This is a genomic window from Pseudonocardia tropica, assembly GCF_040105315.1.
In the GTDB taxonomy this organism is placed as follows: Bacteria; Actinomycetota; Actinomycetes; order Mycobacteriales; family Pseudonocardiaceae; genus Pseudonocardia; species Pseudonocardia alni.
In genome coordinates this window covers 208,083-232,912 of record NZ_JBEDNP010000005.1, presented here as the reverse complement: position 1 = coordinate 232,912, position 24,830 = coordinate 208,083, and the positions used below count along the sequence as shown (strand labels likewise).

Here is a 24,830-nt window from a genome sequence, read left to right as displayed (position 1 = left end):
GTCAGGGTAGGCGGATGGCGATCACGACCGTGGTGTTCGACGTCAACGAGACCCTGTCGGACCTGACCCCGATGGGGGCCAGGTTCGCCGCGCTGGGCGCCCCGGAGTGGCTCGGGCCGCTGTGGTTCGCCGCGACCCTGCGCGAGGGCATGGCCCAGGCCACCGGTGGGGAGCTGACGACCTTCGCCGAGCTGGCGACGGCGACCGCGGCCGGGCTGCTGCGCCGGCACGGCGTCGTCGACCCCGACGCGGGCGCACGGCACGTCGTCGAGGGGTTCCTGGAGCTGCCGGTGCACGACGACGTGCACGGCGGGGTCGCCGCGCTGCGGGCCGCGGGGCTGCGGCTGGTGACGCTGTCGAACGGGTCCGCGTCGGTCGCGGAGCGGCTGCTCGGAGGGCACGGCCTGCGCGGGCAGTTCGACGCCGTGCTGTCGGTGGAGGACGCCGGGATCTGGAAGCCGGCTCCCGCCTCCTACGCGTATGCGCTGCGGGCCTGCGGGGTCGACGCGGCCGAGTCGGTGATGGTCGCGGTGCACCCGTGGGACCTCCACGGCGCCGCCCGGGTCGGGATGGCGACGGCCTGGCTGGACCGCCACGGCGACCCCTGGCCGGGGTACCTGACCCCGCCGACCTTCACCGTCGGCGCGTTGCCCGAGCTGGCCGGCCACCTGGCCTGAGCCCGCGGGACGCCGGGAGCGGTGCCGTCCGGCCCGTTCCCGTCAGACCGCCGCCAGCACCGGCTCGAACGCGATCTCGGCCGCGCCGACCAGCGCGCCGTCGCGGCCGAGCGGAGAGACCGCGAGCCGGGTCCCGCCCGCGGCCCGGCTCACCAGGCTGCGCCGGCGCAGCTCGGACCCGATCCGCTCGACCACCGAGGGCGGCAGCGCGCCGAACAGGTCGCCCAGCACGACGAGCTCGGGGGCCAGCATGTTCACCACGGTGACCAGCCCGGCGGCCATCCACCCGGCGTAGCCCTCCAGCAGCCGGTCGGCCCGGCCGGGTACGACGGCCAGGTCGCGCAGCTCCGCGACGAGCACCCCGCGCGGGGTGTCCTCGGGCAACCCGAGCGCGCGGCACAGCGCGGGCTCGCCGACCTCGGTCTCCCAGCAGCCGTGCGAGCCGCAGAAGCACTCCCGCCCGTCCGGGCGGACCATGAGGTGGCCGAGCTCGCCGACGTAGCCGCCGGTGCCGCGCAGCGGCTGCCCGCCGGACACGACCCCGCCGCCCACGCCGACGTCGGCCGACAGGTAGACCATGTCGGCGACGTCGCGGCCGATCCCGCGCAGGTGCTCGGCGAGCGCGCCGGCCTCGGCGTCGTTCGCGACCTGCACCGGGCGGGCCAGGACGGCGGCGAGCCGGGTGCCCAGCTCGACGTCGCGCCAGCCGAGGTTGGGCGCCTCGTGCACGAAGCCGTCCGAGCGCCGGACGACGCCGGGCACCGACACCCCGACCGCCTGCTCGGCGACGCCCAGCTCGTCGCGCAGCAGGGCGGCGGACTCGGCGAGGTGGGTGATCACCTCGCCGGGCAGCCGCGTGGTGCGGTGCAGGTTCCAGCTGTGCCGCCCCAGGATCTGCCCACCGATGCCGACCATCGCCAGCGCCACCTGCTCGACCCGGATGTCGACGGCGAGCACCACCGCCGCCTGCGGGTCGGGCAGCACCAGCAGCGACGGCCGCCCGGCGCCGGAGCGCCGGGCCGGGACGGCCTCGGTGACGACGCCCGCCTCGGCGAGCCCGTCCACCACCGCCTTGATCGTGCTGCGGTTGAGGCCGAGCTCGCCGGCCAGCGTCGCGCGGGTGCAGGGACCCTCGACGTGCAGCCGGCGCAACAGGACGGCCCGGTTGTGCCGGCGCGCGTCGTCGGGTCGGGTCCCCGATCCGGGCTGGGTCATGTCACCGGCCGGTGGCCGCCGCCCGGCGCCGTGACGCCACGTCGACCCCGGCCGCGAGCAGCAGCACCAGGCCGGTCACCACGAACACGACGGCGGCGGGCTGCTTGAGCAGGCCCAGACCGTTCTGCACCGTGGCCAGCACCGTGCCGCCGATGACGGCGTTGCTGATCCGGCCGCGGCCGCCGAACAGCGACGTGCCGCCGATGACCGCGGCGCCGACGGCGAACAGCAGGGTGTTGCCGCCACCGGCCGCCGGGTTCACCGACCCGATCTTCGACGAGTAGACGATCGCGCCGATCGCGGCGAAGGCGGTGGAGAGGACGAACACCGACGCCCGGATGCGGGCGACGTCGATGCCGGCCCGGCGCGCGGCCTCCCGGTTGCCGCCGACGGCGTAGACGTGGCGGCCGAACCGGGTCCGGTCGAGCACCCAGGTGCCCGCGACGAGCAGCACCAGCACGACCGGGACGACGTAGGGGATGCCGGCGATCGCGATGACGCCGGGCGAGCGGTCCTGCACCAGCGCGAAGGTCACCAGCCCGCCGAGCACCACCACCGCTCCGATCTTGAGTGCGACCAGCCCCGTCGGCGGCGCGACCAGGCCGCCGCGGCGCCGGGTCCGCAGGCGGACCACCTGGACGGCCGCGTAGCCGCCGGCGACGACCACGAACAGCACCCAGGACGCCGTGACCGAGAGATTGCCGTTCGCGACGGCGTTGATCAAGGGGTCGCGCAGCGCGATGGTGCCGCCGTCGCCGATGAGCTGCAGGATCACGCCCTGCCACGTGATGAACAACGCCAGCGTCACGACGAACGACGGCATCCCGATCCGGGCCACGAGGAACCCGGTGAGGCAGCCGATCACCACCCCGACGCCCACGGCGAGCCCCATCACGGTGAACGCGTTCGCCGGGACCCCGATCACCAGCACGACCGCGGTGAGCAGGCTGATCACCGACCCGGCCCACACCCGGACCAGCGCGGCGAGCACGGCACCGGCCAGCATCACCGCCACGAGCAGCACGAACACGGTGGTGCCGGTGGCGCCGAGCACGTTGCCGTCGCTCGTCAGGTGCAGCGCCATCAGCGCCGCCGCCAGCCCGGACGCCGTTCCGGCGGCCAGGTCGATCTCCCCGGTGAGCAGCACGAACACCAGACCCATCGCGATGATGGTCGGGCCGGCGCCCTGCTGGAGCAGGTTCGCCAGGTTGAGCAGGCTCGGGAAGGTGCCACCGGAGTCGAGCACGGTGAACAGCACGAACAGCGCGGCCAGGCCGAGCAGCGCCGGCAGCGAGCCCAGGTCACCGCCGCGCAGGCCGCGCAGGTAGGCGGTGATCGCCTCGCGGGTGGTGCGGGCGGTGGTGTCGATGCCGAAGTCGGCGGCCCGGTTGCCCGGGTTCGCCCGGCGCGCGGCGCTCGGCTCCGGCTCGGGCGCGCGTCCGGTCACGGTGTCTCCTGCCGGACCGGCGGGGCCGGACGGGTCGGGGTGGGGAGCCATCAGGTCACCGCCTGTTCCGGGCGCGGGAGCCCGAGATCGCCGGAGCGGCCCGCGGTGATGAGCTGGACGACGTCGGAGTGGGTGACCTCGCGGGTCGGGACCTGCGCGACCATCCGACCGAGGTAGAGGCAGGCGATCCGGTCGGACACCTCGAACACGTCGGCCATGTTGTGGCTGATGAGCACGACGCCGAGGCCCTGCTCGGCCAGCCGTCGCACGAGGTCGAGCACCTGGCGGGTCTGGGCCACGCCGAGCGCCGCGGTCGGCTCGTCGAGCAGCACGACGCGCGAGTCCCAGAGCACCGCCTTGGCGATGGCGACGGTCTGGCGCTGCCCGCCGGACAGCGACGCGACCGGGGTCCGGACCGAGGTGACGGTGCGGACCGAGAGCGACGCGAGGATGTCGCGGGCGGCCTGCTCCATCGAGCCCTCGTCGAGCATCCAGGAGCGGCCGCGCTCGCGGCCGAGGAACATGTTCTGGACGATGTCGAGGTTGTCGGCCAGCGCGAGGTCCTGGTAGACGACCTCGATGCCGAGCCGGGCGGCGTCGGTGGGGGCGTTAACGGTGACCGGGGACCCGTCGAAGACGATCTCGCCGGAGTCGATCGGGTGGATGCCCGCGACGCACTTGACCAGGGTGGACTTACCCGCGCCGTTGTCGCCGACGAGGGCGGTGACCTCGCCGGCGCGCACGGTGAGGTCGACGTCGTGCAGGACCTGGACGGCGCCGAAGCTCTTCGACACGCCGCGCAGGGAGAGGATGGGATCGGCCACGTCGGGCCCCTTCCGCGTGAGCGCCGGCCGGGCCGCGGCGGGGTCACCGCCGCGGCCCGGGACGACGGGTCCTACCGGATGCCGAGCCGGCCGCACTCGGCCTGGGTCTCGGCGTTGCAGATCTCCGAGGCCTTGACGTAGCCGGCGTCGGTGACCTTCTTGACCGAGTCCTTGGTGATCAGCTGCGGCTCGAGCAGCACCGACTTGACGTCGCGGTCGCCCTTCGGGTCGTTCACCGTCTGGGTGGCGACGCCGTCGGCGGCCGCGGTGTCGCCCTTGGCCAGGGCACCGGCGAGCTTCGCGGCGGCCTCGGCCTCCTGCTCGATCGGCTTGAACACCGTCATGTACTGGTCCCCGCGCAGGACCGCGGCGAGCCCGTCGGCGGTGGCGTCCTGGCCGGTGACCACGACCTTGCCGTTCAGGCCGTACTTGGCCAGCACCGTCACGATGGCGCCGGCGAGGCCGTCGTTGGCGGCGACGACGCCGTCGACCTTGCCGCCGTTGCCGGTGAGGATCTGCTCGAAGGTGGTGCCGCCGACCTGGTTGTCCCACTTGTCGATCTTCTGGCTCTGCACGAGCTTCAGCGCGCCCGACTCGTACTTCGGCTTCAGCACGGTCTGCTGGCCGTTGTAGAACAGGGTCGCGTTGTTGTCGGTCGGCGCGCCCTCGATCTCGATGACCTGGGCGCCCGGCTTGTCGCCGATGCCCTGGACCAGGCCCTCGCCCTGCAGGGCGCCGACCTTCTCGTTGTCGAAGGAGACGTAGTAGTCGCTGACGCCGCCGAGGTTGAGCCGGTCGTAGTCGACGACCGGGATGCCCTGGGCCTTGGCCTTCTGGGCGACGGCGGTGCCGCCGTCGCTGCTGATCGAGGCGATGATCATGACCTTGACGCCGCTGGAGATCATGCCGTCGGCCAGGGTGGAGAACTTCTGCTCGTCGCCCTGGGCGTTCTGGATGTCGGGGTCCATGCCCTCGGCGCGCAGCGCCTTGTCCAGCATGGGCTTGTCGAAGCCCTCCCAGCGTGCCGAGGAGTCGGTCTCGGGGAGGATCACCCCGACCTTCACCCCGCCGGATTCGCCGGAGCCACCGGCCGGGGCCTCCGCGCCACCGCCCGCGCTGTTGTTCCCGCAGCCCGCGACGGCGAGCAGCAGGCCGAGCCCCGCCGCCGCGACCGCCCGGCGCAGCCGGGGACCGCGCCCCGTGTTCCGTGCCCCCATCGGGGTCTCCCTCCACCACGTTGTGGACCGCTCGCATGATCACGAACGGGTGAATGTTGCGAGCGCCAACGTATTGGGCGACGCACGTCACGCAACAGGGCTCTGAATCGAGAGAGTTCCCCGCGTATCGTCACGATCCGGTCACGAACATCGGTTTTGTTGCCCTGCGGCACGATCCGGGGCTGCCGCAACGGCACCAGAAGGTGCCGTCGCGGGCGGCGACGACCGGCTCCCACCACCCCCGCGGGGTCGAGCCTGCCTCAGCCGCGCAGGGTCTCCAGCAGGTCCGCCTCGACCGCGGCCAGGGCCGGATCGGTACGGCTGCGCGGCCGCCCGGCGTCGACGACGACCTCCCGCACCACGGTCGCCGGGCGCGGCGAGAACACCAGCACCCGGTCCGAGAGCAGGGCCGCCTCCCGCACGTCGTGGGTGATCAGGACCGTCGTCCAGCCGTAGCGGGCGCGCACCGACTCCAGCCAGTCCTGCATCGCCGTCCGGGTGAGCGCGTCCAGCGCACCGAACGGCTCGTCGAGCAGCAGCACCTCGCGCCCGCCGACGACGGTGCGCAGCAGCGCCGCGCGCTGGCGCATGCCGCCCGACAGCGCGCCCGGGCGGGCGTCCTCGAACCCGGCCAGCCCGAACGGCGCGAACAGCGCGCGGGCGCGCTCGCGGGCCTCGCGGCGCCCCACGCCGGCGACCTCCAGCCCGAGGGTGGTGTTGTCGAGCACGGTGCGCCACGGGAACAGCAGGTCCTGCTGGGGCATCAGGCCGAACGGGGCGCCGCGCACCGGGCCGCCGTCGACCTCGATCCCGCCGGTCACCGTCGCCCCGTCGAGGATGCCCGCCAGGGCCCCGAACAGCGTCGACTTGCCGCAGCCCGACGGCCCGACGAGCGACACGAACTCCCCCGGCGCGACGTCCAGGCTCACCCCGGACAGGACCGGCAGGTCGCCGTAGGAGACCGACAGGTCGTTCACCACGACCTTCACCGCGCACCGTGTCCGTCGTGGTCGGCCACGTACCAGGGCGTGACCAGGCGCTGCAGCAGGAAGGTCAGCGCGAACAGCGTCACCGACAGCACCGCGGTCACGCCGACGGCGGCGAGCACCAGGTCGGTGCGGAACTGGTTCTTCTGGAGCTGCATGAAGATCCCCAGGCCGGCCCGGGCGCCGACGTACTCGGCGAAGATCGCGCCGGTGACGGCGTAGGTGATCGCGATGCGCAGCGCCGTGAAGAACGACGGCAGCGCCCCGGGCAGCCGCACGTAGCGGAACCGCTGCCAGCGCGAGGCCCCCATCGAGCGCAGCAGCGCGGTCGCGGAACGGTCGGTCGCGGCGAAGCCCTCGATCAGCCCGACCGCCACCGGGAAGAACGTCACCAACGCGATGACCAGCACCTTCGGCAGCAGGCCGAACCCGAACCAGATGATGAGCAGCGGGGCGATCGCGACCACCGGCAGCGTCTGCGAGGCCACCAGCAGCGGGGTCAGCGCCCGGCGCAGCCACGGCGAGAAGTCCACCGCGACCGCGGCCGCCCAGGCCAGCGCCATCGAGACGGTGAACCCGATCAGCGTCACCTGGACCGTCGGCAGGGTGTTCGCCCACAGCTCGGCGCGGAACGCCCAGCCCTGCTCGAGGACCCGCAGTGGCGAGGGCAGCACCTGGGGGCGGGCGCCGGCGACGGTGACCGCGACCTGCCAGGCGACCAGCAGGGCGGTGACCAGCGCGGCGGCCGGCCACAGCCGGCGGGTCACGGTGCCAGGTAGTCGTTGGTGAACCAGGTCGAGAAGTCCGGCTTCTGCCGCACCGGGGCGCCGTCCGGCCCCGCGACGGTGCCCGTGTCGTAGAGGAACCCGGAGAACCCGGCCCACCGCTGCGGGGTCTGGAACCCGACACGGCCCTGCGCGTCGCGCAGGAAGCGCTCGCCGAGCATCTGTGCGCCCCGGTCGACCAGCGCGTCGGAGGTGAACGCGCCGGGGTTGGCCTCCTTGAGCATCCGGGCCGCGGTCGCCGGGTCCTGCGCGGCCAGCGCGTAGCCCTTCTGGACGGCCTGCACGAACGCGCGGGCCCGGTCGGGGTTGTCGCGCAGCCAGGTCGAGTTGCCCAGCAGCAGCACGTTGTAGGAGTCCGGGAAGCCGTAGTCGGTGTAGCGGAAGGTGCGGATCGGCTCGCCGCGCAGCTGCGCCTCGATGCCCTCGACGTTGACGAACGGCTCGGTGAAGTCGGCCTGACCGGAGTACAGCGCCTCGTAGGCGGCGGTGCTGAGGACCTCGGTGCGGAACTCGCCGCGCCCGCCGTCGGCACGGATCACGGCCTGCATCTTCTGGTTCTCACCGGGCCCGCCGAACCCGGCGTAGATCTTGCCGTCGAGGTCGCGCGGGGACCGGAGGTCGGTGCGGTCGGCGCGCACCGCGATCTCGGTCGCCCAGTGCTGCAGGATCGCCATGACCGAGGTGATGTCGGCGCCCGCGGCCTTCGAGAACGTGAACGAGTCCTGGAAGCCGATGCCGAAGTCGGCCGCCCCGGAGTCGACGAGGGTGTCCGGCGAGGTCTGGTTGTAGGGCAGGAACTCGACGTCGAGGCCGGCGTCGCGGAAGTAGCCCGCCTGCTGGGCGGCGAACAGCCCGATGTGGTTGGTGTTCGGCGTCCAGTCCAGCGCGACGCGGATCGGCCCGCCCCCGGCGGAGCCGCCGGAGCCGTCGCCCGCGGCGCAGCCGGACAGGGCCAGCGCGAGCGCCAGCGCGACGGCGAGCGGACGGAGAGCACGTGACAGCACGGAGCGGCCTCCCTACGCCGGTGTGACCCGGATCAGGTTCGAACGGTCGGCGGCCGGTCCTGCCGCCCTCTCAGCCTCGGTGCGCGGGCTCCCGCGGTACGTCCGTGAACCTTACGCGGCCCGCCCGGTCCTGCCGGGGCGACGTCCGTCGCACCGGGGCCGGCCGGACACCGGCGGTCACCGGAGCCTCCGGTTCCGTCACCTGCGGTGATCGTCGGGCGGGCCGGGCGAGCCGCCGTCCGCGGCGGCGACCACGATCGTTATCCTCGCCACCACACCCGCGACGCTGTGTCACGAACCCCCGCTCGCGGGAGCTGACGCGGAAGGACGAGATGGCGGCCTCGCTCTGGACCTCCGGCACGACCGGGCGCCCGACGCCCGACCCGGCGCCCGCCCTGGTGCGGGTCGCGTTGCAGGCCGGCGCCACCTCCGTCGCGCACGCCGACGTCGCCGCGATGCTGTCCGGGATCTGCGTCGCGGTGGTGCCCGCCGCCCGGGTCGGGGGCGCGGCGCTGCTGCTGCGCGAGCCCGCCGACCCCCGCGACCCCGAGGCCCGGCGGGTGTTCGGGTCCGACACCGCCGCCCTGCGCCTGGGTGAGCTGCAGCGCCGGGCCGACGCCGGTCCGGGCCCCGCCGCCGAGCGCGGCGACCGCGCGCTGACCACCCCGGACCTGACCCGGTCCGGGCCGCCCGAGCTGGCCGCCGCCGCGGCCGACTGCGGCCTGGTCCGCTCGCTGTCGGTGCCGGTCCCGGTCGCCGGGCGGACCGCGGGCGCCCTGCAGCTGTTCGCCCGGGGCGGGCCCGACGACCCGCTCGGCGAGCGGCTGGTCGTCGCGCTGGCGCCGGTGGTCACCGCGCTGGCGGCCCGGCTCGCCGACGTCCGCGAGCTCGCCCGGCTGCAGCTGCGCGCCGCGCGCCCGGCGGTGCCGGAGCAGCCCGACGCGATCGACCGCACCGCGCTGATCCCGGCGGCCCGCCGCTCCCCCGTGGTGCCGGTGGCGCCGCGGGTTCCCGCCCAGCGGCAGGCGCGACACCGCCGGCACGACCAGGGCTGACCCGGGTCAGGACTCCGGCCGGTCCTCGCGGGCCGCGCACCGTTCGAGGAGCTGCTGGTGTTCCTGCAGGTAGGCCGACACGCGCTGGCGGCTGACCCCGAACAGCCTGCCGATCCCGGCGATCGTCTCGCCCTCCCCGTGCAGCGCGACGGCCTCCTCGCGGCGGAAGCGGCCGCCGACGGCGCCCAGCCCGTCGAGGGTGCGGGTGAGGGTCTCCACGATCAGCGGCCGCGCCTCGCGCGGGACGATCGCCCGCCAGCTCAGCCCCTGTGACCGCAGCTCCTGCAGCTCGGCCACCCGTTCGCGGGCCGAGGACAGCTCGGCGACCGACGCCTCCAGCTGGGCGGCGAGGGCGGTCAGCGCGGCGTCGGCGTCGTCCGCGGAACCGTCGCGGAGGTCCGCTCCGTCGTTCGCACGCTCGGTCGTCGTCACACCATCGAGCCTACGGGGGCGGCGGCGACGGCCGGTGGGTGCGGCGTACCGTGATCCACGCAAGGGGGGTTGCTCCCTCGAACAGGGCAATCCCGACAGTGGGTGTGGAGGGCGCGCAATGGGCCGGTACGACGTCGTCATCGTCGGCGGGGGATCCGCGGGGGCGGTGCTGGCCGCCCGGCTCACCGAGGATCCCACGCGCCGGGTGCTGATGCTCGAGGCGGGTCGCCCCGACCACCGCTGGGACCCGATCATCCGGATGCCCGCCGCGCTGTCCAAGGCGTGGGGCAACCCGCGCTACGACTGGTGCTACGTCACCGAGCCCGAGGCCGGTCTGGCCGGGCGCCGGATCGCCGTCCCGCGCGGGAAGGTCCTCGGCGGCAGCAGCAGCATCAACGGCATGGTCTACCAGCGGGCCCATCCGGGCGACTACGACCGCTGGTCCCGCCTGCCCGGCTGCGAGCAGTGGAGCTCGGCGCACCTGCTTCCCTACTTCCGCCGCCTGGAGCGGCGGGTCTCCGAGCACGGCACCCCGCTGCCCGGCGGCGGGCACGGCCCGCAGGTCCTCGAGCGCGCCCCGGCCGCGGGCCCGCTGAACGCGGCGTTCCTGGCCGCGGCGCAGCAGGCCGGGCACGCCCTGCTCGACTCGACGAACGGCCCGGTCCAGGAGGGCTTCTCCCGCACCGAGCGCACGATCTCGCGCGGGCGCCGCTTCTCGGCCACCGACGCCTGGCTGCACCCGGTCGCCGCCTCGCGGCCCAACCTGACCGTCCACACCGGCGCGCTGGTCCGGGCGCTGCGCACCGACGCCCGCGGCACCCGGGTCATCGGCGTCCGCTACCGCGCCGCCGACGGCACCATCCGCGACGTCGACGCCCGCGAGACCCTGCTCGCCGCCGGCTCCATCGCGACCCCGCAGCTGCTGCAGGTCTCCGGGTTCGGCGACCCGGAGCACCTCGCGCAGATCGGGGTCGAGACCCGGGTGGCGCTGCCCGGGGTCGGCGCGAACCTCCAGGACCACCTCGCCGTCCACCTGCAGAACGCGTGCTCGCAGCCGATCTCGCTGGCCCCGCACCGGGCCCCGCACCGGCTCCCCGCCGCCGCGGCGCGCTGGCTCGTCTCCGGGACCGGGATCGGGGCGAGCAACCATTTCGAGATCGGCGGGTTCGCCTCCACCTCGATGGCCGGGGGCATCCCGGACGTGATGATGCTGTTCGCGCCGGTCGCGATGCGCTTCGCCCCGGACGTCCCGCCGGTCGGGCACGGCTACGAGATGCACGTGTCGGTGATGGCGGGCGACGTCCGCGGGAGCGTGCGGGCGGTGTCCCGCGACACCGCGGTCCCGCCGCGGCTGGTGCAGAACTACCTGGTCACCGACGGGGACCGGCGCCGCTGGGTGGAGGCGATCGGGCTGGCCCGGGAGATCCTGGCCCAGCCCGCCTTCGCCGACCTCGACGCCGGGGAGACCTTTCCCGGCCCGGGTGTGCGCAGCGACGAGGAGATCCTGGACTGGGTGTCCCGGCGCGCCCAGAACGGCCTGCACCCGACCAGCACCGCGCGGATGGGCACCGACGCCGACGCCGTCGTGGACCCGTCGACGCTGCGCGTGCACGGCACCGAGGGCCTGCGGGTCGTCGACGCGTCGATCTTCCCCGACGTGCCCAACGCCAACACCTACGGCCCGGTGGTGATGGTGGCCGAGCGGGCCGCCGACATCGTCACCGGCGCCACCCCGCTGCCCGCCGACCCGGCGCCGTCACGACCGGCCGGGGCGCACGGGGCCCCGGGCACCGGTCCGGACCCGCTCGCACCGGTGTCCTGAGCACCCCTGACACGTCGAACGGGGCGGGGATCCGATCGGATCCCCGCCCCGTTCGCGGGTCTGTGTGGGGGCGCGGGTGGCGCCCCGGGTGTCACTCCCCGGACTGCACCTGCACCCCGGACTCACGCAGCTTGGCGGCGTGGGCGTTGCCGTGGTGGTTGCAGAACAGGAGTTCCCCACCGGAGGGCAGGATCGCGCGCACCTTGGCAGCCGCACCGCAGCGGTCGCAACGGTCGGCAAGGGTCAGTTCGGGCCGGGTCAGCGTTTCGGGCTGCATAGCGGTCTCCCTCCGTCGCGGCGGCGGGCTTCGGGCGCTCGCCGCCGTATCACTGTGACGACCGCACGAGCGGTTCGCCCACACCTGTACAGACGCTCGAGGCCCCTGTACGTGTTCCCGGGATGCGTCGCGACGTCCGTCACGTGTGGCGTGCGCCGCACGGTTCGGTGGCGCCGCGATGTACCCGCGGTGACCGATTGCGTATGAAGTTGACTGCGTGTGAATCATGCGGGCAACTCGGCCGGCGTGCAAGCGCGCCACGGTAAATACAGTGTGTCGCGGACTACCGTGGCCGGGTGAGTGCCCGCCCGTCCCCCGACCGTGTCCCCGCTCCGCTGCTGTTCCTGGCCGGTGGCACCTCGATGTACGTGGGGGCCGCCCTGGCCGTCGGGCTGTTCGACCGGCTCGCGCCGGCGGCGGTGGCCGAGCTGCGGCTGATCGGGGCGGCCCTGGTCCTGCTCACGTGGCGGCGCCCCGGCCGCGACGCCTGGCGCGGCGTCCGGCTACTCCGGGCGGGGGCGTTCGGGCTGGCCACGGCCCTGATGAACGTCGCGTACTACGAGGCGATCGCCCGGCTGCCGCTGGGCACCGCCGTGGCCATCGAGTTCACCGGCCCGGTCCTGGTCGCGGCGCTGGCGTCGCGCCGGTTCCGGGACGTCGGCGCGGTCGGCCTGGCCGCGGCGGGCGTGCTCCTGATCGCCGACGTCCGCTGGTCCGGCAGCCCGGCCGGGGTGCTGTGGGCGCTGGGCGCGGCGGCGATGTGGGCCGCCTACATCCTGCTCGGCAAGCGGGTCGCGCGCGCCGGGTCCGGCATCGACGACCTCGCGACCGGGTTCACCGTGGCGGCGGTCGTGCTGGTCCCGCTGCTGTTCACCGGCGGTGCGGGCGCCGCGACCGGGTTCGGCGCGGCGAACCTGGCGCCGCTCGCCGATCCGGCGGTGCTGGGCCTGTCCGTCGGGCTGGGTGTGCTCAGCTCGGTGGTCCCCTACGTGCTGGACCAGGTCGTGCTGCGCCGGGTCGGCCAGGCCCGGTTCGCGGTCCTGCTGGCCCTGCTGCCGGCCACCGCGGCGCTGGTCGGGCTCGTCGTGCTGGGGCAGCTGCCGGGGACGCTGGAGGCGGTCGGGATCGGCCTGGTGGTCCTCGCCGTGGCCCTGCGGTCCCGCGACGGCGACGACGTCCCCGTCCCCGTCCCCGTCACGTCCGCCCGGGATCGGGCCGCCCCGTCCTGACCACCCCGGTGGCGCGACGGCCGCACGGTGATCCGCACTTCGCGCGCCGATCCGCAGTCCGCGCGCTGATCCGCAGCCCGCGCGTGTCCGGACGCACGCGCCGGGCGGATCAGCGCGCGCGGAACGGATCACCCCGTGCCCGGCCGCGCCGTCGCCGCCGTGGCGCTGCGGTCCCGCGACGGCGACGAGCCGCCCCCACCGCCCCCGCACGGCCGCGTCGCCCACACCGGTCCGGCGGCGCCGTGGCGGCCCGCCGGAGCGGCGCTCAGCGCCAGGAACGCAGGGTCGCGATCCGCTCCTCGAGCTGCTCGATGGTCGCCATCGCCACCGGCGGGCCGCCGCAGTGCGCCCGCAGCTCGTTGTGGATCTTCCCGTGCGGCTTGCGGGTCTTGTGGTTGTGCAACGCGACCAGGGTGTTGAGCTCCTTGCGCAGCGTCTGCAGCCGTTCCCGCACGCTCTGCCCGCGCTCGGCGGCCGGTGGCGGGGTGGGCTCGGTCGCCGGGGTGGCGCGGGCCTGGGCGCCGGTGCGCGGCGAGCCCTTCGCGATCCAGTCGGCCTGCCGCTGGGACAGCAGGGTGCGCACCTGGTCGGGCTCCAGCAGCCCGGGCAGCCCGAGGTAGTCCTCCTCGTCGGCGGAGTAGGTGGCGCCCTCGTAGATGAGCTGGTCCAGCTCGGCGTCGGCGCCGAGGGAGGTGAACGCCTGCTCCTGCTCGCCGGGCTCGTCCTCGACCTTGTTGGCCTCGTTCAGCTCGGCGTCGTTCCAGACCTCCTCGGGCCGCTGCGGCTTGCCGAGGACGTGGTCGCGCTGGGCCTCCAGCTCGCTGGCCAGGCCGAGCAGGACCGGGACGCTGGGGACGAACACCGACGCGGTCTCGCCCTGCCGCCGCGACCGCACGAACCGCCCGATGGCCTGGGCGAAGTACAGCGGGGTCGAGGCGCTCGTGGCGTAGACGCCGACGGCGAGGCGCGGCACGTCGACGCCCTCGGACACCATCCGGACCGCGACCATCCAGCGCTCGGTGGAGCGGGAGAACTCCGCGATCCGGTCCGAGCCGCCCGCCTCGTCGGACAGGACGACCGCGGGCCGCACACCGGTGATGCCCTGCAGCAGCGCGGCGTAGGCGCGTGCCGCTGTCTGGTCGGTGGCGATGACCAGGCCGCCCGCGTCGGGCATGCCGCCGTCGCGGTGGCTCTGCAGGCGCCGGTCGGCCGCGGCGAGCACCGCCGGCATCCAGTCCCCCGAGGGGTCCAGCGCGGTCCGCCAGGCCATCGCGGTCTGCTCGCGGGTCAGCGGCTCCCCCAGCCGGGCCGAGATCTCCTCGCCCGCGCTGGTGCGCCAGTTGGAGGTACCGGAGTAGGCCAGGAAGACGACCGGCCGGACCACGTTGTCGGCGAGTGCCTCGGCGTAGCCGTACTGGTGGTCGGCCCGGCTGCGCGGGGCGCCCTCGGCGTCGGGGACGTACTCGACGAACGGGATCGGGTTGTCGTCGGAGCGGAACGGCGTACCGGTCAGGGCGAGCCGGCGGGCGGCGGGCTCGAACGCCTCGTAGACGCCCTCGCCCCAGCTCTTCGCGTCGCCGGCGTGGTGGATCTCGTCGAGGATCACCAGCATCCGTCGGTTCTCGGTGCGGTTGCGGTGCAGCATCGGGTGCGCGGCGACGCCGGCGTAGGTGATGGCGATGCCCTGGTAGTCCCGCGAGGTGCCACCCGCGGAGTTGCGGAACTCGGGGTCGAGGGCGAGCCCCGCGGCCGCGGCGGACTCGGCCCACTGGTACTTCAGGTGCTCGGTCGGGGTGACGACGGTGATCGCGTCGACGACCCGGTCGCGCAGCAGCTCCGACGCGACGCGCAGGGCGAAGGTCGTCTTGCCCGCGCCCGGGGTCGCGACGGCGAGGAAGTCCCGCGGCGAGGTCGCGAGATAGCGGGCGAGCGCGCTGCGCTGCCAGGCGCGCAGCGGGCGGGTCTCGGGCGACACGAGCTGGGTCTGCGACACACGTCTCCCCTGGTCCGTGGGTCGTTCCCGGGTGGGAACCGGCGGGCCCCCGCGGTCCGCGCGTCGACGCCGACCCGGCTGCCGGGGCGCGGATCAGGGTAGCCCGGTGCCGCCGCGTCGCCGCCCGGTGGGCGGGCCCGCGGGCGCCGCGGGGGCGACGGTCCAGGTCAGCCGCGGGGCGGCCGCGGGCGGCGCGCGGTGAGGACGAACGCGGGCGGGACGTTGGCGAGCACCGCGCGGCCGTGCACGACCTCCTCGAAGGCCGCGGCGAGCCGCCGACGGAGCCGTCGGGCGGGCGGCAGGGCCCGGGTCACCGAGTAGCCGAACTGGGTCAGGGCGCCGTCGGGGTGCAGGCAGCCGGCGACGACGTCGGTCAGCCACGGCTCGTCGCGCGGGTAGGCCGCCCACGGCAGCCCGGAGACGACGACGTCGGCGCGGGCGAGCCCGCGGTCGGCGAGCAGCGCGGGCAGCTCGGCCGCGTCGGCGACGGCGACGTCGAGCCCGGGGTGGCGGACCCGCAGCAGCGCGGCCAGGCGCGGGTTCAGCTCGACGGCCAGGTGGTGGCCGCGGCCGCCGAGCCGCTCGGCGATGACGTCGGTGAACGCCCCGGTGCCCGGCCCCAGCTCGACGACGACCGGATCCCCGGTCGCGGGGACCGGTGCGGTGGCGGCGCGGGCCAGTGCCCGGGAGCTCGGCAGCGCCGACGCCGTGCGCAGCGGGTCGCGCAGGAACTCCCGCAGGAACGCACCCGTCCCGGCCGGGGACGCCTGCGGTGCCGGGGGCGGGGTGGACGGTGCGGCGGTGCTCATCGGGCTCCGGGGTCTCGTGCGGCGCGACCGGGTCACCGTGCCGGTCCGGTCCGAACGCCGCCCGACGACGGGGTGAACGCGCCACGACCGACGGCGGTGGGGATGATGGAGGCGATGAGCGAGCGCGACCGTCCCCCAGCCGACGCCGGCCCCCTCGCCCTGCCCGCCGCGGGGCTGCGGCTGGCGGCCGCGGTGTCCGCCCGGCCGCTGCTGCTCCTGCGCCGCGGCGGCGGCTGGGTCGCCGAGCTGGGCCGGGTCGGGCTGGGCCGCTCCGCCCTGGCCCCGGACGTGCCGGCCGGGCCGCTCCCGCCGGTGGCGCGGTGCGCGGCCCAGGTGCTGCTCGCGACGACCGGGGCGGTCGCCGGGCTGCTCGACGACGCCGTCGCGGGCCCCGACGTGCCCCTGCCCGCCGCGGACGCCGAGCGGCTGCGCGCGGCCCTCGCGGGGCTGACCGCCCTGCTGCTGCCCGGCGCGGGCCCGCTCATGGTCACCGGATCGGACGGGGACGGTGCCACCGACGGCACCGATCGCCACCGAGGTGACGATCGTGGCCGGGGCGCCTCGGACGCGCCGGAGAGCACCGGTCCCGTCCCGGACGACGATCACGGTCGGGTCGCCCTCGGGACCGCAGGCGCCCCGGACCCCCCGGCCGCGGCCGAGGTCGCCGACCGGGTCTTCACACAACCCGGCGCCGACACCCCCTCGGTTCCCTTCGACACCGGCGCCCGCGACGCCCGGGGCGGCCCCGTCCCCGGCCGCGACGTCGCCGCCACGCCCGGCGCGGTCGTCCTGCGCACCCCGATGTTCGAACTGCTGCAGTACCTGCCGCGGACCGAGAAGGTGCGCGACACCCCGGTGCTGGTCGTCCCGCCGCTGGTGCACCGCTACTGGCTGGCCGACCTCGCGCCCGGGTACTCGCTGGTCGAGCACCTGCTCGGGAAGGGCCTGCAGGTGTTCGCGCTGTCCTGGCGCCCGGCGGGCCCCGCCGACTCCGACCGCGACCTCGACGCGCACGCCGCCGCCGTCCTCGACGCCGTCGACGCCTGCGGGCGCATCACCCGTGCCCCGCGGGTGTCGCTGCTGGGCGTGCGCACCGGCGGGTTGCTGGCCGCGGCGGTGCAGGCCCACCAGGCCGCGATCGGGCTCGACGACCGGGTCGCCGCCGTCGCCTACCTGGCGACCGTCCTCGACCAGTCCGACGCGCTGCCCGGCTTCGCCCCCGACCCGGCGACCGTCGCCGAGACCGCGGGCCTGGCCGCCCGCGACGGCGTCCTCGACGGCGCGACGGCGGTACGGGCGTGGGCGTGGCGGCGCGGCCCGGACCGGGTGCTGCCGTGGGCGGTGCCGCACGGTGGCGGGACCGCCGACCTGGACGGACGCGCCGCGCGGGCGATGCGGGCCTGGGTGGCCGACCTGCTGCCGCTGCCCGCCGGGCTGCACACCGACCTCGCCGCGCTGGCCGCGGCCTCCGGCGACGGCACGGACCCGGACCGTCCCGACGTCCGGGTCCTCGGCACCCCCGTCCGGTTCGCCGAGCTGCGTCGCGACAGCTACCTCGTCGCCGCCGACGACGACCCGGTGCAGCCCTGGACGGGCGGGTACCGCACCGCGCAGCGCCTCGGCGGCGGCTGCCGGCTCGTCCTGGCCCCCGGCGACCAGGCGGGCGCGCTGATCGCGCCGCCGTCGGTGGCGACCGGGTTCCGCGCGGCTCCCTGCTCCACCGGCGACGGCGTGGCGCAGCGCTGGCGGGCCGGGGCCGAGGCCGTCGAGGGCTCCTGGTGGGACGACCTGGCCTCCTGGCTGGTCGAGCGGTCCGGCACGACGCGCGACGCGCCACCGGAGCTGGGCGGACGCCGCCTTCGTCCGCTGTTCCCCGCGCCGGGGACCTATCTGGGCGAGCCCGCCCTCGTCTGAGGGTGGGGTCCGGGATCGTCACACCCGGGCTTCCGGCACCCCACCGCCCGGCCGCGGCACCTACTCTCGGCGGTGATGACCACTTCCAGCTCACGGCCCGTCGGCGGCGCCGGCCTCGAGGAGCACGACGTGCTCGTCGGCGGCCGTGCCCTGCGCGTCGTGCGACGCCCCGCGTCCGGCCCGGGCCCCCGCCGCACCCCGCTGCTGCTGTGCAACGGCATCGGGGCAGCCACCGACGTGCTCGACCCGCTGGTCGAGGCGCTGCCCGCGGACCTCGACGTCATCCGGTTCGACCCGCCGGGCATCGGTGGGTCGGCGGTGCCGCGGATGCCGTACCACCTGACGTGGATGGCGCACCGGCTCGGGCAGGTGCTGACGAAGCTGGGCGTGCGGGAGGCCGACGTCCTGGGGTTCTCCTGGGGCGGGATGCTGGCCCAGCAGCTGGCGATCAGCCGTCGCCGCCGGGTGCGCAAGCTCGTGCTGGCCGCGACCGGGCCGGGGGCACTGATGATCCCCGCGTCGCCGCGGGTGATGGCGGTCATGACCTCGCCGAAGCGCCACCAGGACCCGTCCTACGTCGACGCCGTCGCCGCCCGCATCTACGGCGGCTCGCTGCGCGACCACCCGGAACGGGCCGCGGAGGCGCTCGGCGCGGGGGCCCGGCGCGGCCCGATGCGCGGCTACTACTACCAGCTGATGGCGCTCTCGGGGTGGACCAGCCTGCCGCTGCTGCCGTCGATCACCGCGGACACCCTCATCCTCGCCGGCGACGACGACCCGATCGTCCCGCGCGGCAACGCCACCATGCTGCACCGCGGGATCCACCGCTCCCGGATCAGCCGCTACCCGGGCGGCCACCTGGAGCTGCTGCTCGACCCGGAGCCGTTCGCCGCGGAGATCGACGCCTTCCTGCGGTCCTGACCCGCCACCGTGCGCCCCCGGCCGAGCGGGACCGCTCGGGTGGACGCACGATGGCCGGGTGGCGCCTCCCGCACGGACGACCGGTGAACGCACGACGCCCGTACGCCCGACCCGGGACGCCGTCCTGCGCCCGTGGCGCGGCCCGGCGGACTCGGCCGCACTGGCCGCGCTCGACGACGGCGCCCCGGGCATCGGCGTCGCCGCCGGACCGGAGTGGCACGACGACGCCGCGGCCGACCCGGCGCGGCTGCACCTGCTCCTGGAACGCCCGGGCGAGCCCGGCCCGGCGGGCTACGTCGTGCTGGCCGCACCACGCGGCCCGGAACCGGGCGTCGAGCTGCACCGGCTCGTGGTCCACCCCGACCGGCGCGGCACCGGGGCCGGACGGGCCCTGCTCGGTGCCGCCCTCGCCGTCGCCGGGGTGCCCGGTGCGACCGGCGACATCCCGGACGGGCCGCCCTGGGCGGGCCCGGGACGGCTGTGGCTCGAGGTGGCCGCGGACAACGTCGCGGCGCTGGCGCTCTACCGGTCGGCCGGGATGGTCACCGAGACCGTGCTGCGCACGGTGCCCGGCGACCCGTCCTCCACCCCGCTGCGGCTGCTGCTCGCGCGGGGCTGAGGGGTCTCACTCCCCGTCGCCGCCACCCGGGGGGAGCCCCTCGAAGATCTCCTTGCACTGCGGGCAGACCGGCGACCCGGGCTTGGGCGACTTGGTCACCGGGAAGGTCTCGCCGCACAGCGCGACGACCATGTTCCCCAGGACCGCGCTCTCGGCGATCCGGTCCTTCTTGACGTAGTGGAACATGTCCGGCCGGTCGTCACCGGTCTTGTCGGTGGTCTCCGGCCGGGTGTCGACCTCGGGCAGCGTCGTCGTGGACATGGCGCCCATGATGCCCGAGAGCGACCTCAGGGCGGGGAGGCGGTGCCGCCTCCTGTGGTCCCCGTGGGCTGCTCGTCGTCGGTGGTGGGCCGGGGGCCGGCGGGATCGTCGCCACCCTGGTCGATCACCTGGTGCGGACGGGCCTCGATGGCCCGGTGGTGCTGCCGGTGCCGGTGGGGCGTCTCCGCCTTACGCGGCAGCCGGTCGTTCGCGATCAGCACCGCGATCCACGGCAACGGCACCGAGATCGCGAGCAGGGTCACCGCGACCCACGGGATCTGGTAGAAGACGCCGGCGAGGATCATGCACGGGATCCGCATGCCCATCGTCCACTTGTAGCGCCGCTTGCGGATCTCCAGTTCCTCTTCGTAGGACATCTGCGCGTCCGTGATGAGAACGGGGTCCTCGCGTCGCTGGTCAGCCACTGTCGAACCACCTCCCTTTCCATGGTGACACCCCTACGCGATCCCCGCGCGGGCGCCCGCCGGTCACCTCGCGCACATCGGCGGGCCCGCGGTCGACGGTGGGGTCGAGCGTCTCCCAGCGGCGCAGCCGCGCGGCAAGCAACCGCGACCACCAGACGACGTCGTCGGGGGTCGCCGCGATCGACAGCCCGGCCGCGGGCAGCCGCTCCCGCAGGGTCTGCGCGGTGGACTCCGGATGCCCCGGATCCCCGGTCCAGGCCAGTACCTGCACCGGCACCGTGATCCGCTCCAGCTCCTCCGGTGCGGGGAGGTCGGTGACGGCCGCGCCGCGCAGGATCGCCGGGAGCAGCTCGGCGCGCACGTCGGGCTCGGTCCGGGGGCGGCCCCGGGCGGCCGGGGGCAGGTCCGCGTCGTCGGCTCCGGCGTCGAGCGCCGCGACGCCGTCGGCCTCCACGGCCGTCGCGGACCGCTCGTAGTCGCGGGACCGGGCGCGACGGGTGCCCCAGGCGGTCGGCGGCAGCATCAGGGTGAGGCTGGCGAACCGGCCCGGGTCGGCCAGCGCGGCGTGCAGCAGCGTCCCGGCGCCCATCGACGGCCCGACCCCGTGCACCCGCTCCCCCGGTACGACGTGGTCGAGCAGCCCCAGCAGGTCCCGGGCCAGCGCGGGCCACCGGTAGTCCGCGGGGTCGGTGGTCCCCCCGGAGCGGCCGTGGCCGCGCGCGTCGTAGCGCAGCAGCCGGACCCCCTCGACCCGGGAGGCGATGTCGAGCCGCATCCGGGCCTCGCGGCGGCGGCTGGAGGTGAGGCCGTGCAGCGCCACCACCGCCGGACCGCCGGGGGTGTCGCGGACGTCGAAGTCCAGTGTCGCCCCGGCGATCCCGAACGTGGCCATGCGTGACGCCTCCCGATCTTCGTCGGCCTAGGTTATGTCCATGCGGTTGACGAGCGTGACGCACCTGCGCCTGCCCTACGGGACGCTGCTCGGCTACGACGTCGCCGTCGGCCGGACCGGGCACCCGGTCCCGGTCTCGTTCGACCAGCGCCGCCACGTCGGCCGCGGGGACCGGCCGGGCTCGTGGATGGCGATCACCTGCCGGCTGCCCGCGGTGGACCTCGACGCGCTGGCCGGGGCCTGGCTGGCGGTGCTGCGCCGGCACGGGACGCTGCGCACGGTCTTCTCCCCTGGCCCGGACGGTCCCCGGCTGCACGAGGTGGACCTGCGTCCCGGCCGCTGGGTCACCCACCCGGTCGCGCCCGGCCAGGCCGTCGACGACGCCGTCCGCCGGATGCTCGACGAGCGCTGCACCCCCTACGCGGCGCCGTCGCACCGGCTCTGCGTGATCCTCACCGCGGACCGGCCGACGCTCGTCGTGGCCGCCGACCACGCCCACGTGGACATGTGGTCGCTGCTGGTGGTCCTGCGCGACCTCGTGCAGGGCCTGGGCGGGACGCTGCCGCCCGGGACCGTGCGCCCCTTCGCCGAGCACACCGCCGCCCTGGCCGGCCGGGAGCCCGCGCCCGACGAGGTCCGGCAGCGCTGGGCCGAGATCCTGGCCGCGGGCGGCGACGTGATGCCCCGCTTCCCGCTGCCGCTGGGCGAGCTCACCCCCGCTCCCCCGGAGCGCGTCGAGGTGCGTGACGTGCTCGGCGTCGACGACTGCGCGCTGTTCGAGCGCCGGGCCCGCCGGTCCGGGGTCTCGACGCTGGCCCTGGTCACCTCGGTCATGACCCGCACCACCCGGGAGCTGGCGCACGCCCCGCTGCGCGCGGTGTTCCCCGTGCACAGCCGCTACGACGACCGCTGGCACGGCTCGGTCGGCTGGTTCATCACCAACGCGGTGATCGACGCGCGCGACCCGGATCCGCGGGCCTGCGCCGACGCCGTCCGCGAGGCCGTGCGGCTCGGCTCCTGGCCGCTCGACGACGTGCTGGCCCCGTGGGGCGGGATGCCCGAGGCGCCCGGCATGTTCGCGATCTCCTGGCTGGACCTGCGACGGCTGCCGGTGCGCATCGACCACGCCGGGCTGGACGCGCAGTACGTCAGCTCGGCGGGCGACGCCGACGGCGTGATGGTGTGGTTCATCCTCGACGAGGCGGGTCTGCACCTGCGCTGCCGCTACCCCGACACCGACGAGGCGCGGGAGAACGTCGGCGCCTGGCTGGACCGGGTCGTCGACGGCGTCCGGTCCAGCGCCCACCCGGCGGGCGCGGACGTCGTGCTGGCCGGGGACCGGCTCGTCGTCGACCGGGCCACCCGGGCCGACGTCGCGGCGGTCGTCGCGCTGCTGTCGGGTTCCGGGGACGCCGACGCCGACGACGACGACCCGGACCTGGCGCCCTACGAGGAGGCCTTCGACGCCCTGGACCGCGACCCCGGCCGGTTCCTCGCGGTCGCCCGCGCCGGCGACGGCCGGGTGGTCGCGACCGTGCAGCTCACGATCCTGCCCGGGCCCGCCCTGCGCGGCGCGACCCGGCTGCAGGTCGAGGGGCTGCGGGTCGCCGTCGGGTGGCGACGGCGCGGGGTCGGCTCGGCGCTGGTGGAGTGGGCGCACGAGCACGGGCGGGCCCGCGGCGCCGTCCTGGCGCGGGCCGGGGACACCGCCGGGGACGGGCCGCACCGGTTCCTGGCGCGGCTGGGCTACGAGCCCGACCGGGCCGGGTACACGCGGCCGCTCTGACCCCCGCCGTCGCCCGGGCCGTCGGTCAGGCGCCGTCGGGCCCGTTGCCGAGCAGCGGCTCGTCGGCGGAGCGGACCTCGGAGCCGGGCAGGCCGTCGGGGTGCTCGGCGCGGACCCGGTCCAGCGCGTCCAGCGCGATCCCGAGGTGCTTGCGCTTGCTCGCCTCGTAGAACGCCCGCGCGCCGCCGGCCAGCTTGGGCTCGGCGTGCAGCGGCTTGTCCGACACGCACAGCAGGGTCGCGTTCGGGATCCGGTAGCGGAACCCGTTGGCGGCGATCGTCGCGGACTCCATGTCCACCGCCACGGCGCGGGCCAGCCGCATCCGGTGCAGCGTCGCGGCCTGGTTGAACTCCCAGTTGCGGTTGTCGGTGGTGTGCACGACCCCCGGCCGCCAGGTCGCCTCGGCCGCGCCGAGCGCGTCCATCAGGTAGCCGTTGAGCCGGATGCTCGGGATGACCGGCACGTCGGCCGGGAGCACCTCGTCGAGCACGTGGTCGGCCCGCTGGTAGGCGGTGGCCAGCACGAAGTCGCCCAGCTCCTGGCGGTTCCGCAGGCCCCCGCAGTGCCCGATCATGATCATGGTGTCCGGGCGGAGCACGGCGAGGTGGTCGGTGACGGTCTTGGCGTTGGCCGGGCCCACGCCGATGTTCACCAGGGTCACGCCGTCGCCGTCGGCGCCCGGGTGGTGGTAGGCGGGCATCTGGACGCCGGCGCGGTCGGGCCGCTCGGCGTCGGGGAAGCGCTCCAGGAACGACTCGACGTGCATCGCGTAGTTGGTGAACAGCACGTGCCGCTGGAAGGACTCGGCGGGGGTGCCGGTGTAGTGCGAGAGGCGGTCCAGCGAGAGCGCCATGCGCTCCGGGCCGAACAGGAACAGCTTCTTGACCCGCAGGTCGAAGCGGTCCTCGTCGAGCGCGGCGAAGAACTCCGGGTCGGTGAACGCCCGGGCCGGGCGGGCCGCGCGGGCGGTGACGGTGGCCCCGGCGGCGAGCAGGCCGCGCAGCTCCCGGTGCAGGTAGCGGCGGATCGCGCACGGCCGGGCGAACTCCCCGGAGATGCGCGGGTTGTGCGTCGACCAGGGGCGCACGACCTCGAGCTCGGGGTACCAGCCGTCGTCGTAGACCGACTGGAGGGCGTCGAGCAGCCGGGCGATCTCGTGGTCGACCTTCTCGGCCGGGACCGGCGGACGGACCTGTTCGATCATCGCGGGCGTCACGACGCGTCCCCGTCGTCGGCGCCGTGCGCATGCAGCGCGCCCGGGGCGACGGCGACCGCCGACACGATCTCCAGCACGCGGCGGGCGAGCCCGTCGGTCAGCCGGTAGCGGACCAGCCGCCCCTCGCGGTGGGCGGTGACCATGCCGTGCGCGCGCAGCAGGCGCAGCGCGTGCGAGACGGCCGAGTCGCTCATCCCGACGGCGACGGCGAGGTCGGAGACGCAGAGGTCCCCGGCGTGCTGCAGCGCGAGCAGCAGCGACAGGCGGTTGACCTCGCCCAGGACGTCCAGGACGGTCGCGACCTCGGCCACCTTGGTGGCGTCGGCGAGCACCGCGACGGCGTCGCAGACCTGGTCCGGGTCGATCACGCGTGCGCCGGCGAGCGCCTCCGGAACCTTGTGCACGCCTGTGATGCTAGCCCTGTCGGCGGATCACTTCGCCGCAGCGGCCTTCTTCTCGCGCGCCGCGGCCTTGATCGCCTTCTTCGTGTCGCGCACCTCGAGCAGGGTCCGGGAGTCGACGACGTCGGCCGCGGAGAGCCGGGTGCCGTCGGCGCCGTAGTCCCCGGCGGCCTCCCGCCAGCCGTCCGGGGTGACCCCGTACTGCTTGCCGAGGATCGCGACGAAGATCTTCGCCTTCTGCTCGCCGTAGCCGGGCAGCGCCTTGAGCCTGCGCAGCACCTCGCGCCCGTCGGGGTCGTCGCGGGTCCAGATCGCGGCCGGGTCCCCGTCCCAGTCCTCGACGATCGCGCGGCACATCTCCTGCACCCGCCTGGCCATGGAGCCGCCGTAGCGGTGGATGGCGGGCGGGGTGGTGGCCAGCGCCGCGAACCCCTCGGGGTCGTGGTCGGCGATGACGCGCACGTCGAGCCCGCCGAGGCGCTCGTGCAGCTTCAGCGGGCCGCGGAACGCGACCTCCATCTGGATCTGCTGGTCGAGCAGCATGCCGATCAGCAGCGCGAGGGGCTCGCGTTCCAGCAGCGCGTCGGCCTCCGGTTCCTGGGCGATGCAGATCCCGCTCATGC

At 75.6% G+C, this 24,830-nt stretch carries 25 protein-coding genes; 8 read left to right on the top strand and 17 right to left on the bottom strand.

Translation table 11 applies throughout. The features are described 5' to 3' along the window. The first annotated feature begins 14 nt into the window (after nucleotides 1–14). Nucleotides 15–677 carry a haloacid dehalogenase type II gene (locus tag WHI96_RS10975; RefSeq protein WP_345649688.1) on the top strand — a complete coding sequence of 221 codons (663 nt, stop codon included), beginning with the start codon at nucleotides 15–17 and terminating at the stop codon, nucleotides 675–677. Between the two features lie 42 nt (nucleotides 678–719). On the opposite strand, the gene WHI96_RS10970 is transcribed toward WHI96_RS10975, so the two are convergent. From WHI96_RS10970 to WHI96_RS10940, 7 genes are all read right to left on the bottom strand, one after another. After that, nucleotides 720–1,892, bottom strand: a complete 1,173-nt coding sequence (locus tag WHI96_RS10970) for an ROK family protein (protein WP_345649685.1) — start codon at nucleotides 1,890–1,892, stop codon at nucleotides 720–722. A gap of 1 nt (nucleotide 1,893) precedes the next feature. Then, complete coding sequence (locus tag WHI96_RS10965; protein WP_425571658.1) at nucleotides 1,894–3,390, bottom strand: sugar ABC transporter permease; 1,497 nt, start codon at nucleotides 3,388–3,390, stop codon at nucleotides 1,894–1,896. Next, a complete protein-coding gene (locus tag WHI96_RS10960; RefSeq protein ID WP_345649682.1) occupies nucleotides 3,390–4,163 on the bottom strand; it encodes an ATP-binding cassette domain-containing protein in 774 nt (257 codons plus the stop codon). Before WHI96_RS10960 ends, WHI96_RS10965 begins: the two co-directional genes overlap by 1 nt. A gap of 71 nt (nucleotides 4,164–4,234) precedes the next feature. Next, nucleotides 4,235–5,380: a sugar ABC transporter substrate-binding protein gene (locus WHI96_RS10955; protein WP_345649679.1), complete on the bottom strand. Its 1,146-nt coding sequence runs from the start codon at nucleotides 5,378–5,380 to the stop codon at nucleotides 4,235–4,237. A 260-nt stretch (nucleotides 5,381–5,640) separates the two neighbouring features. Next, nucleotides 5,641–6,369 carry an ABC transporter ATP-binding protein gene (locus WHI96_RS10950; protein ID WP_345649676.1) on the bottom strand — a complete coding sequence of 243 codons (729 nt, stop codon included), beginning with the start codon at nucleotides 6,367–6,369 and terminating at the stop codon, nucleotides 5,641–5,643. Further along, nucleotides 6,366–7,133, bottom strand: coding sequence for an ABC transporter permease (locus tag WHI96_RS10945; RefSeq protein WP_345649673.1), 768 nt, complete (start codon nucleotides 7,131–7,133; stop codon nucleotides 6,366–6,368). Before WHI96_RS10945 ends, WHI96_RS10950 begins: the two co-directional genes overlap by 4 nt. Next, a complete protein-coding gene (locus WHI96_RS10940; RefSeq protein ID WP_345649670.1) occupies nucleotides 7,130–8,155 on the bottom strand; it encodes an ABC transporter substrate-binding protein in 1,026 nt (341 codons plus the stop codon). Before WHI96_RS10940 ends, WHI96_RS10945 begins: the two co-directional genes overlap by 4 nt. A gap of 332 nt (nucleotides 8,156–8,487) precedes the next feature. Between WHI96_RS10940 and WHI96_RS10935 the strand changes: the two genes are divergently transcribed. Further along, nucleotides 8,488–9,210: a hypothetical protein gene (locus tag WHI96_RS10935; RefSeq protein ID WP_345649668.1), complete on the top strand. Its 723-nt coding sequence runs from the start codon at nucleotides 8,488–8,490 to the stop codon at nucleotides 9,208–9,210. A gap of 6 nt (nucleotides 9,211–9,216) precedes the next feature. Here the strand turns inward: WHI96_RS10935 and WHI96_RS10930 are convergent, their stop codons facing one another. Further along, nucleotides 9,217–9,642: a hypothetical protein gene (locus tag WHI96_RS10930; protein WP_345649666.1), complete on the bottom strand. Its 426-nt coding sequence runs from the start codon at nucleotides 9,640–9,642 to the stop codon at nucleotides 9,217–9,219. A 118-nt stretch (nucleotides 9,643–9,760) separates the two neighbouring features. Here WHI96_RS10930 and WHI96_RS10925 point away from each other — a divergent pair, with 118 nt between their 5' ends. Continuing rightward, entirely contained in the window at nucleotides 9,761–11,464 is a 1,704-nt protein-coding gene (locus tag WHI96_RS10925) for a choline dehydrogenase (protein ID WP_345649662.1), read from the top strand. Between the two features lie 91 nt (nucleotides 11,465–11,555). On the opposite strand, the gene WHI96_RS10920 is transcribed toward WHI96_RS10925, so the two are convergent. Then, nucleotides 11,556–11,741: a DUF7455 domain-containing protein gene (locus WHI96_RS10920; protein WP_345649660.1), complete on the bottom strand. Its 186-nt coding sequence runs from the start codon at nucleotides 11,739–11,741 to the stop codon at nucleotides 11,556–11,558. Nucleotides 11,742–12,103: 362 nt separating this feature from the next. Here WHI96_RS10920 and WHI96_RS10915 point away from each other — a divergent pair, with 362 nt between their 5' ends. Next, a complete protein-coding gene (locus tag WHI96_RS10915; protein WP_345649759.1) occupies nucleotides 12,104–12,970 on the top strand; it encodes an EamA family transporter in 867 nt (288 codons plus the stop codon). 265 nt (nucleotides 12,971–13,235) lie between these two features. On the opposite strand, the gene WHI96_RS10910 is transcribed toward WHI96_RS10915, so the two are convergent. Then, a complete protein-coding gene (locus tag WHI96_RS10910; protein WP_345649658.1) occupies nucleotides 13,236–14,963 on the bottom strand; it encodes a DEAD/DEAH box helicase in 1,728 nt (575 codons plus the stop codon). Nucleotides 14,964–15,130: 167 nt separating this feature from the next. Continuing rightward, nucleotides 15,131–15,772, bottom strand: a complete 642-nt coding sequence (locus WHI96_RS10905) for a class I SAM-dependent methyltransferase (protein ID WP_345649655.1) — start codon at nucleotides 15,770–15,772, stop codon at nucleotides 15,131–15,133. Between the two features lie 114 nt (nucleotides 15,773–15,886). On the opposite strand from WHI96_RS10905, the gene WHI96_RS10900 reads away from it, so the two are divergent. The 3 genes from WHI96_RS10900 to WHI96_RS10890 all read left to right on the top strand — a co-directional run bounded on the left by WHI96_RS10900 (nucleotide 15,887) and on the right by WHI96_RS10890 (nucleotide 19,226). Next, nucleotides 15,887–17,686, top strand: a complete 1,800-nt coding sequence (locus WHI96_RS10900; RefSeq protein WP_345649652.1) for a polyhydroxyalkanoate synthase family protein — start codon at nucleotides 15,887–15,889, stop codon at nucleotides 17,684–17,686. A 75-nt stretch (nucleotides 17,687–17,761) separates the two neighbouring features. Next, complete coding sequence (locus tag WHI96_RS10895; RefSeq protein ID WP_345649649.1) at nucleotides 17,762–18,607, top strand: alpha/beta fold hydrolase; 846 nt, start codon at nucleotides 17,762–17,764, stop codon at nucleotides 18,605–18,607. Nucleotides 18,608–18,665: 58 nt separating this feature from the next. Continuing rightward, nucleotides 18,666–19,226: a GNAT family N-acetyltransferase gene (locus WHI96_RS10890; protein ID WP_345649646.1), complete on the top strand. Its 561-nt coding sequence runs from the start codon at nucleotides 18,666–18,668 to the stop codon at nucleotides 19,224–19,226. 6 nt (nucleotides 19,227–19,232) lie between these two features. On the opposite strand, the gene WHI96_RS10885 is transcribed toward WHI96_RS10890, so the two are convergent. The 3 genes from WHI96_RS10885 to WHI96_RS10875 are packed head-to-tail and all read right to left on the bottom strand — an operon-like array spanning nucleotide 19,233 to nucleotide 20,804. Then, complete coding sequence (locus tag WHI96_RS10885) at nucleotides 19,233–19,487, bottom strand: DUF3039 domain-containing protein (RefSeq protein ID WP_062404655.1); 255 nt, start codon at nucleotides 19,485–19,487, stop codon at nucleotides 19,233–19,235. A 26-nt stretch (nucleotides 19,488–19,513) separates the two neighbouring features. Further along, on the bottom strand, nucleotides 19,514–19,912 hold the full coding sequence (locus tag WHI96_RS10880) for a DUF3099 domain-containing protein (RefSeq protein WP_345649642.1): 399 nt from the start codon (nucleotides 19,910–19,912) through the stop codon (nucleotides 19,514–19,516). Further along, nucleotides 19,905–20,804, bottom strand: coding sequence for an alpha/beta fold hydrolase (locus tag WHI96_RS10875; RefSeq protein ID WP_345649639.1), 900 nt, complete (start codon nucleotides 20,802–20,804; stop codon nucleotides 19,905–19,907). The genes WHI96_RS10880 and WHI96_RS10875 overlap by 8 nt, the downstream gene beginning before the upstream one ends. Nucleotides 20,805–20,844: 40 nt before the next feature. Here WHI96_RS10875 and WHI96_RS10870 point away from each other — a divergent pair, with 40 nt between their 5' ends. Then, nucleotides 20,845–22,590 carry a GNAT family N-acetyltransferase gene (locus WHI96_RS10870; RefSeq protein WP_345649636.1) on the top strand — a complete coding sequence of 582 codons (1,746 nt, stop codon included), beginning with the start codon at nucleotides 20,845–20,847 and terminating at the stop codon, nucleotides 22,588–22,590. Between the two features lie 25 nt (nucleotides 22,591–22,615). Here WHI96_RS10870 and WHI96_RS10865 read toward each other — a convergent pair whose 3' ends face one another. The 3 genes from WHI96_RS10865 to WHI96_RS10855 are packed head-to-tail and all read right to left on the bottom strand — an operon-like array spanning nucleotide 22,616 to nucleotide 24,828. Further along, nucleotides 22,616–23,806: an AMP nucleosidase gene (locus tag WHI96_RS10865; RefSeq protein ID WP_345649633.1), complete on the bottom strand. Its 1,191-nt coding sequence runs from the start codon at nucleotides 23,804–23,806 to the stop codon at nucleotides 22,616–22,618. Further along, a complete protein-coding gene (locus tag WHI96_RS10860) occupies nucleotides 23,803–24,210 on the bottom strand; it encodes an ArsR/SmtB family transcription factor (RefSeq protein ID WP_062402532.1) in 408 nt (135 codons plus the stop codon). Before WHI96_RS10860 ends, WHI96_RS10865 begins: the two co-directional genes overlap by 4 nt. Nucleotides 24,211–24,237: 27 nt before the next feature. Then, the gene (locus tag WHI96_RS10855) at nucleotides 24,238–24,828 is read right to left on the bottom strand and encodes an HhH-GPD-type base excision DNA repair protein (protein ID WP_251786297.1); all 591 of its coding nucleotides are present in this window, start codon (nucleotides 24,826–24,828) and stop codon (nucleotides 24,238–24,240) included. Between the last annotated feature and the right edge of the window lie 2 nt (nucleotides 24,829–24,830).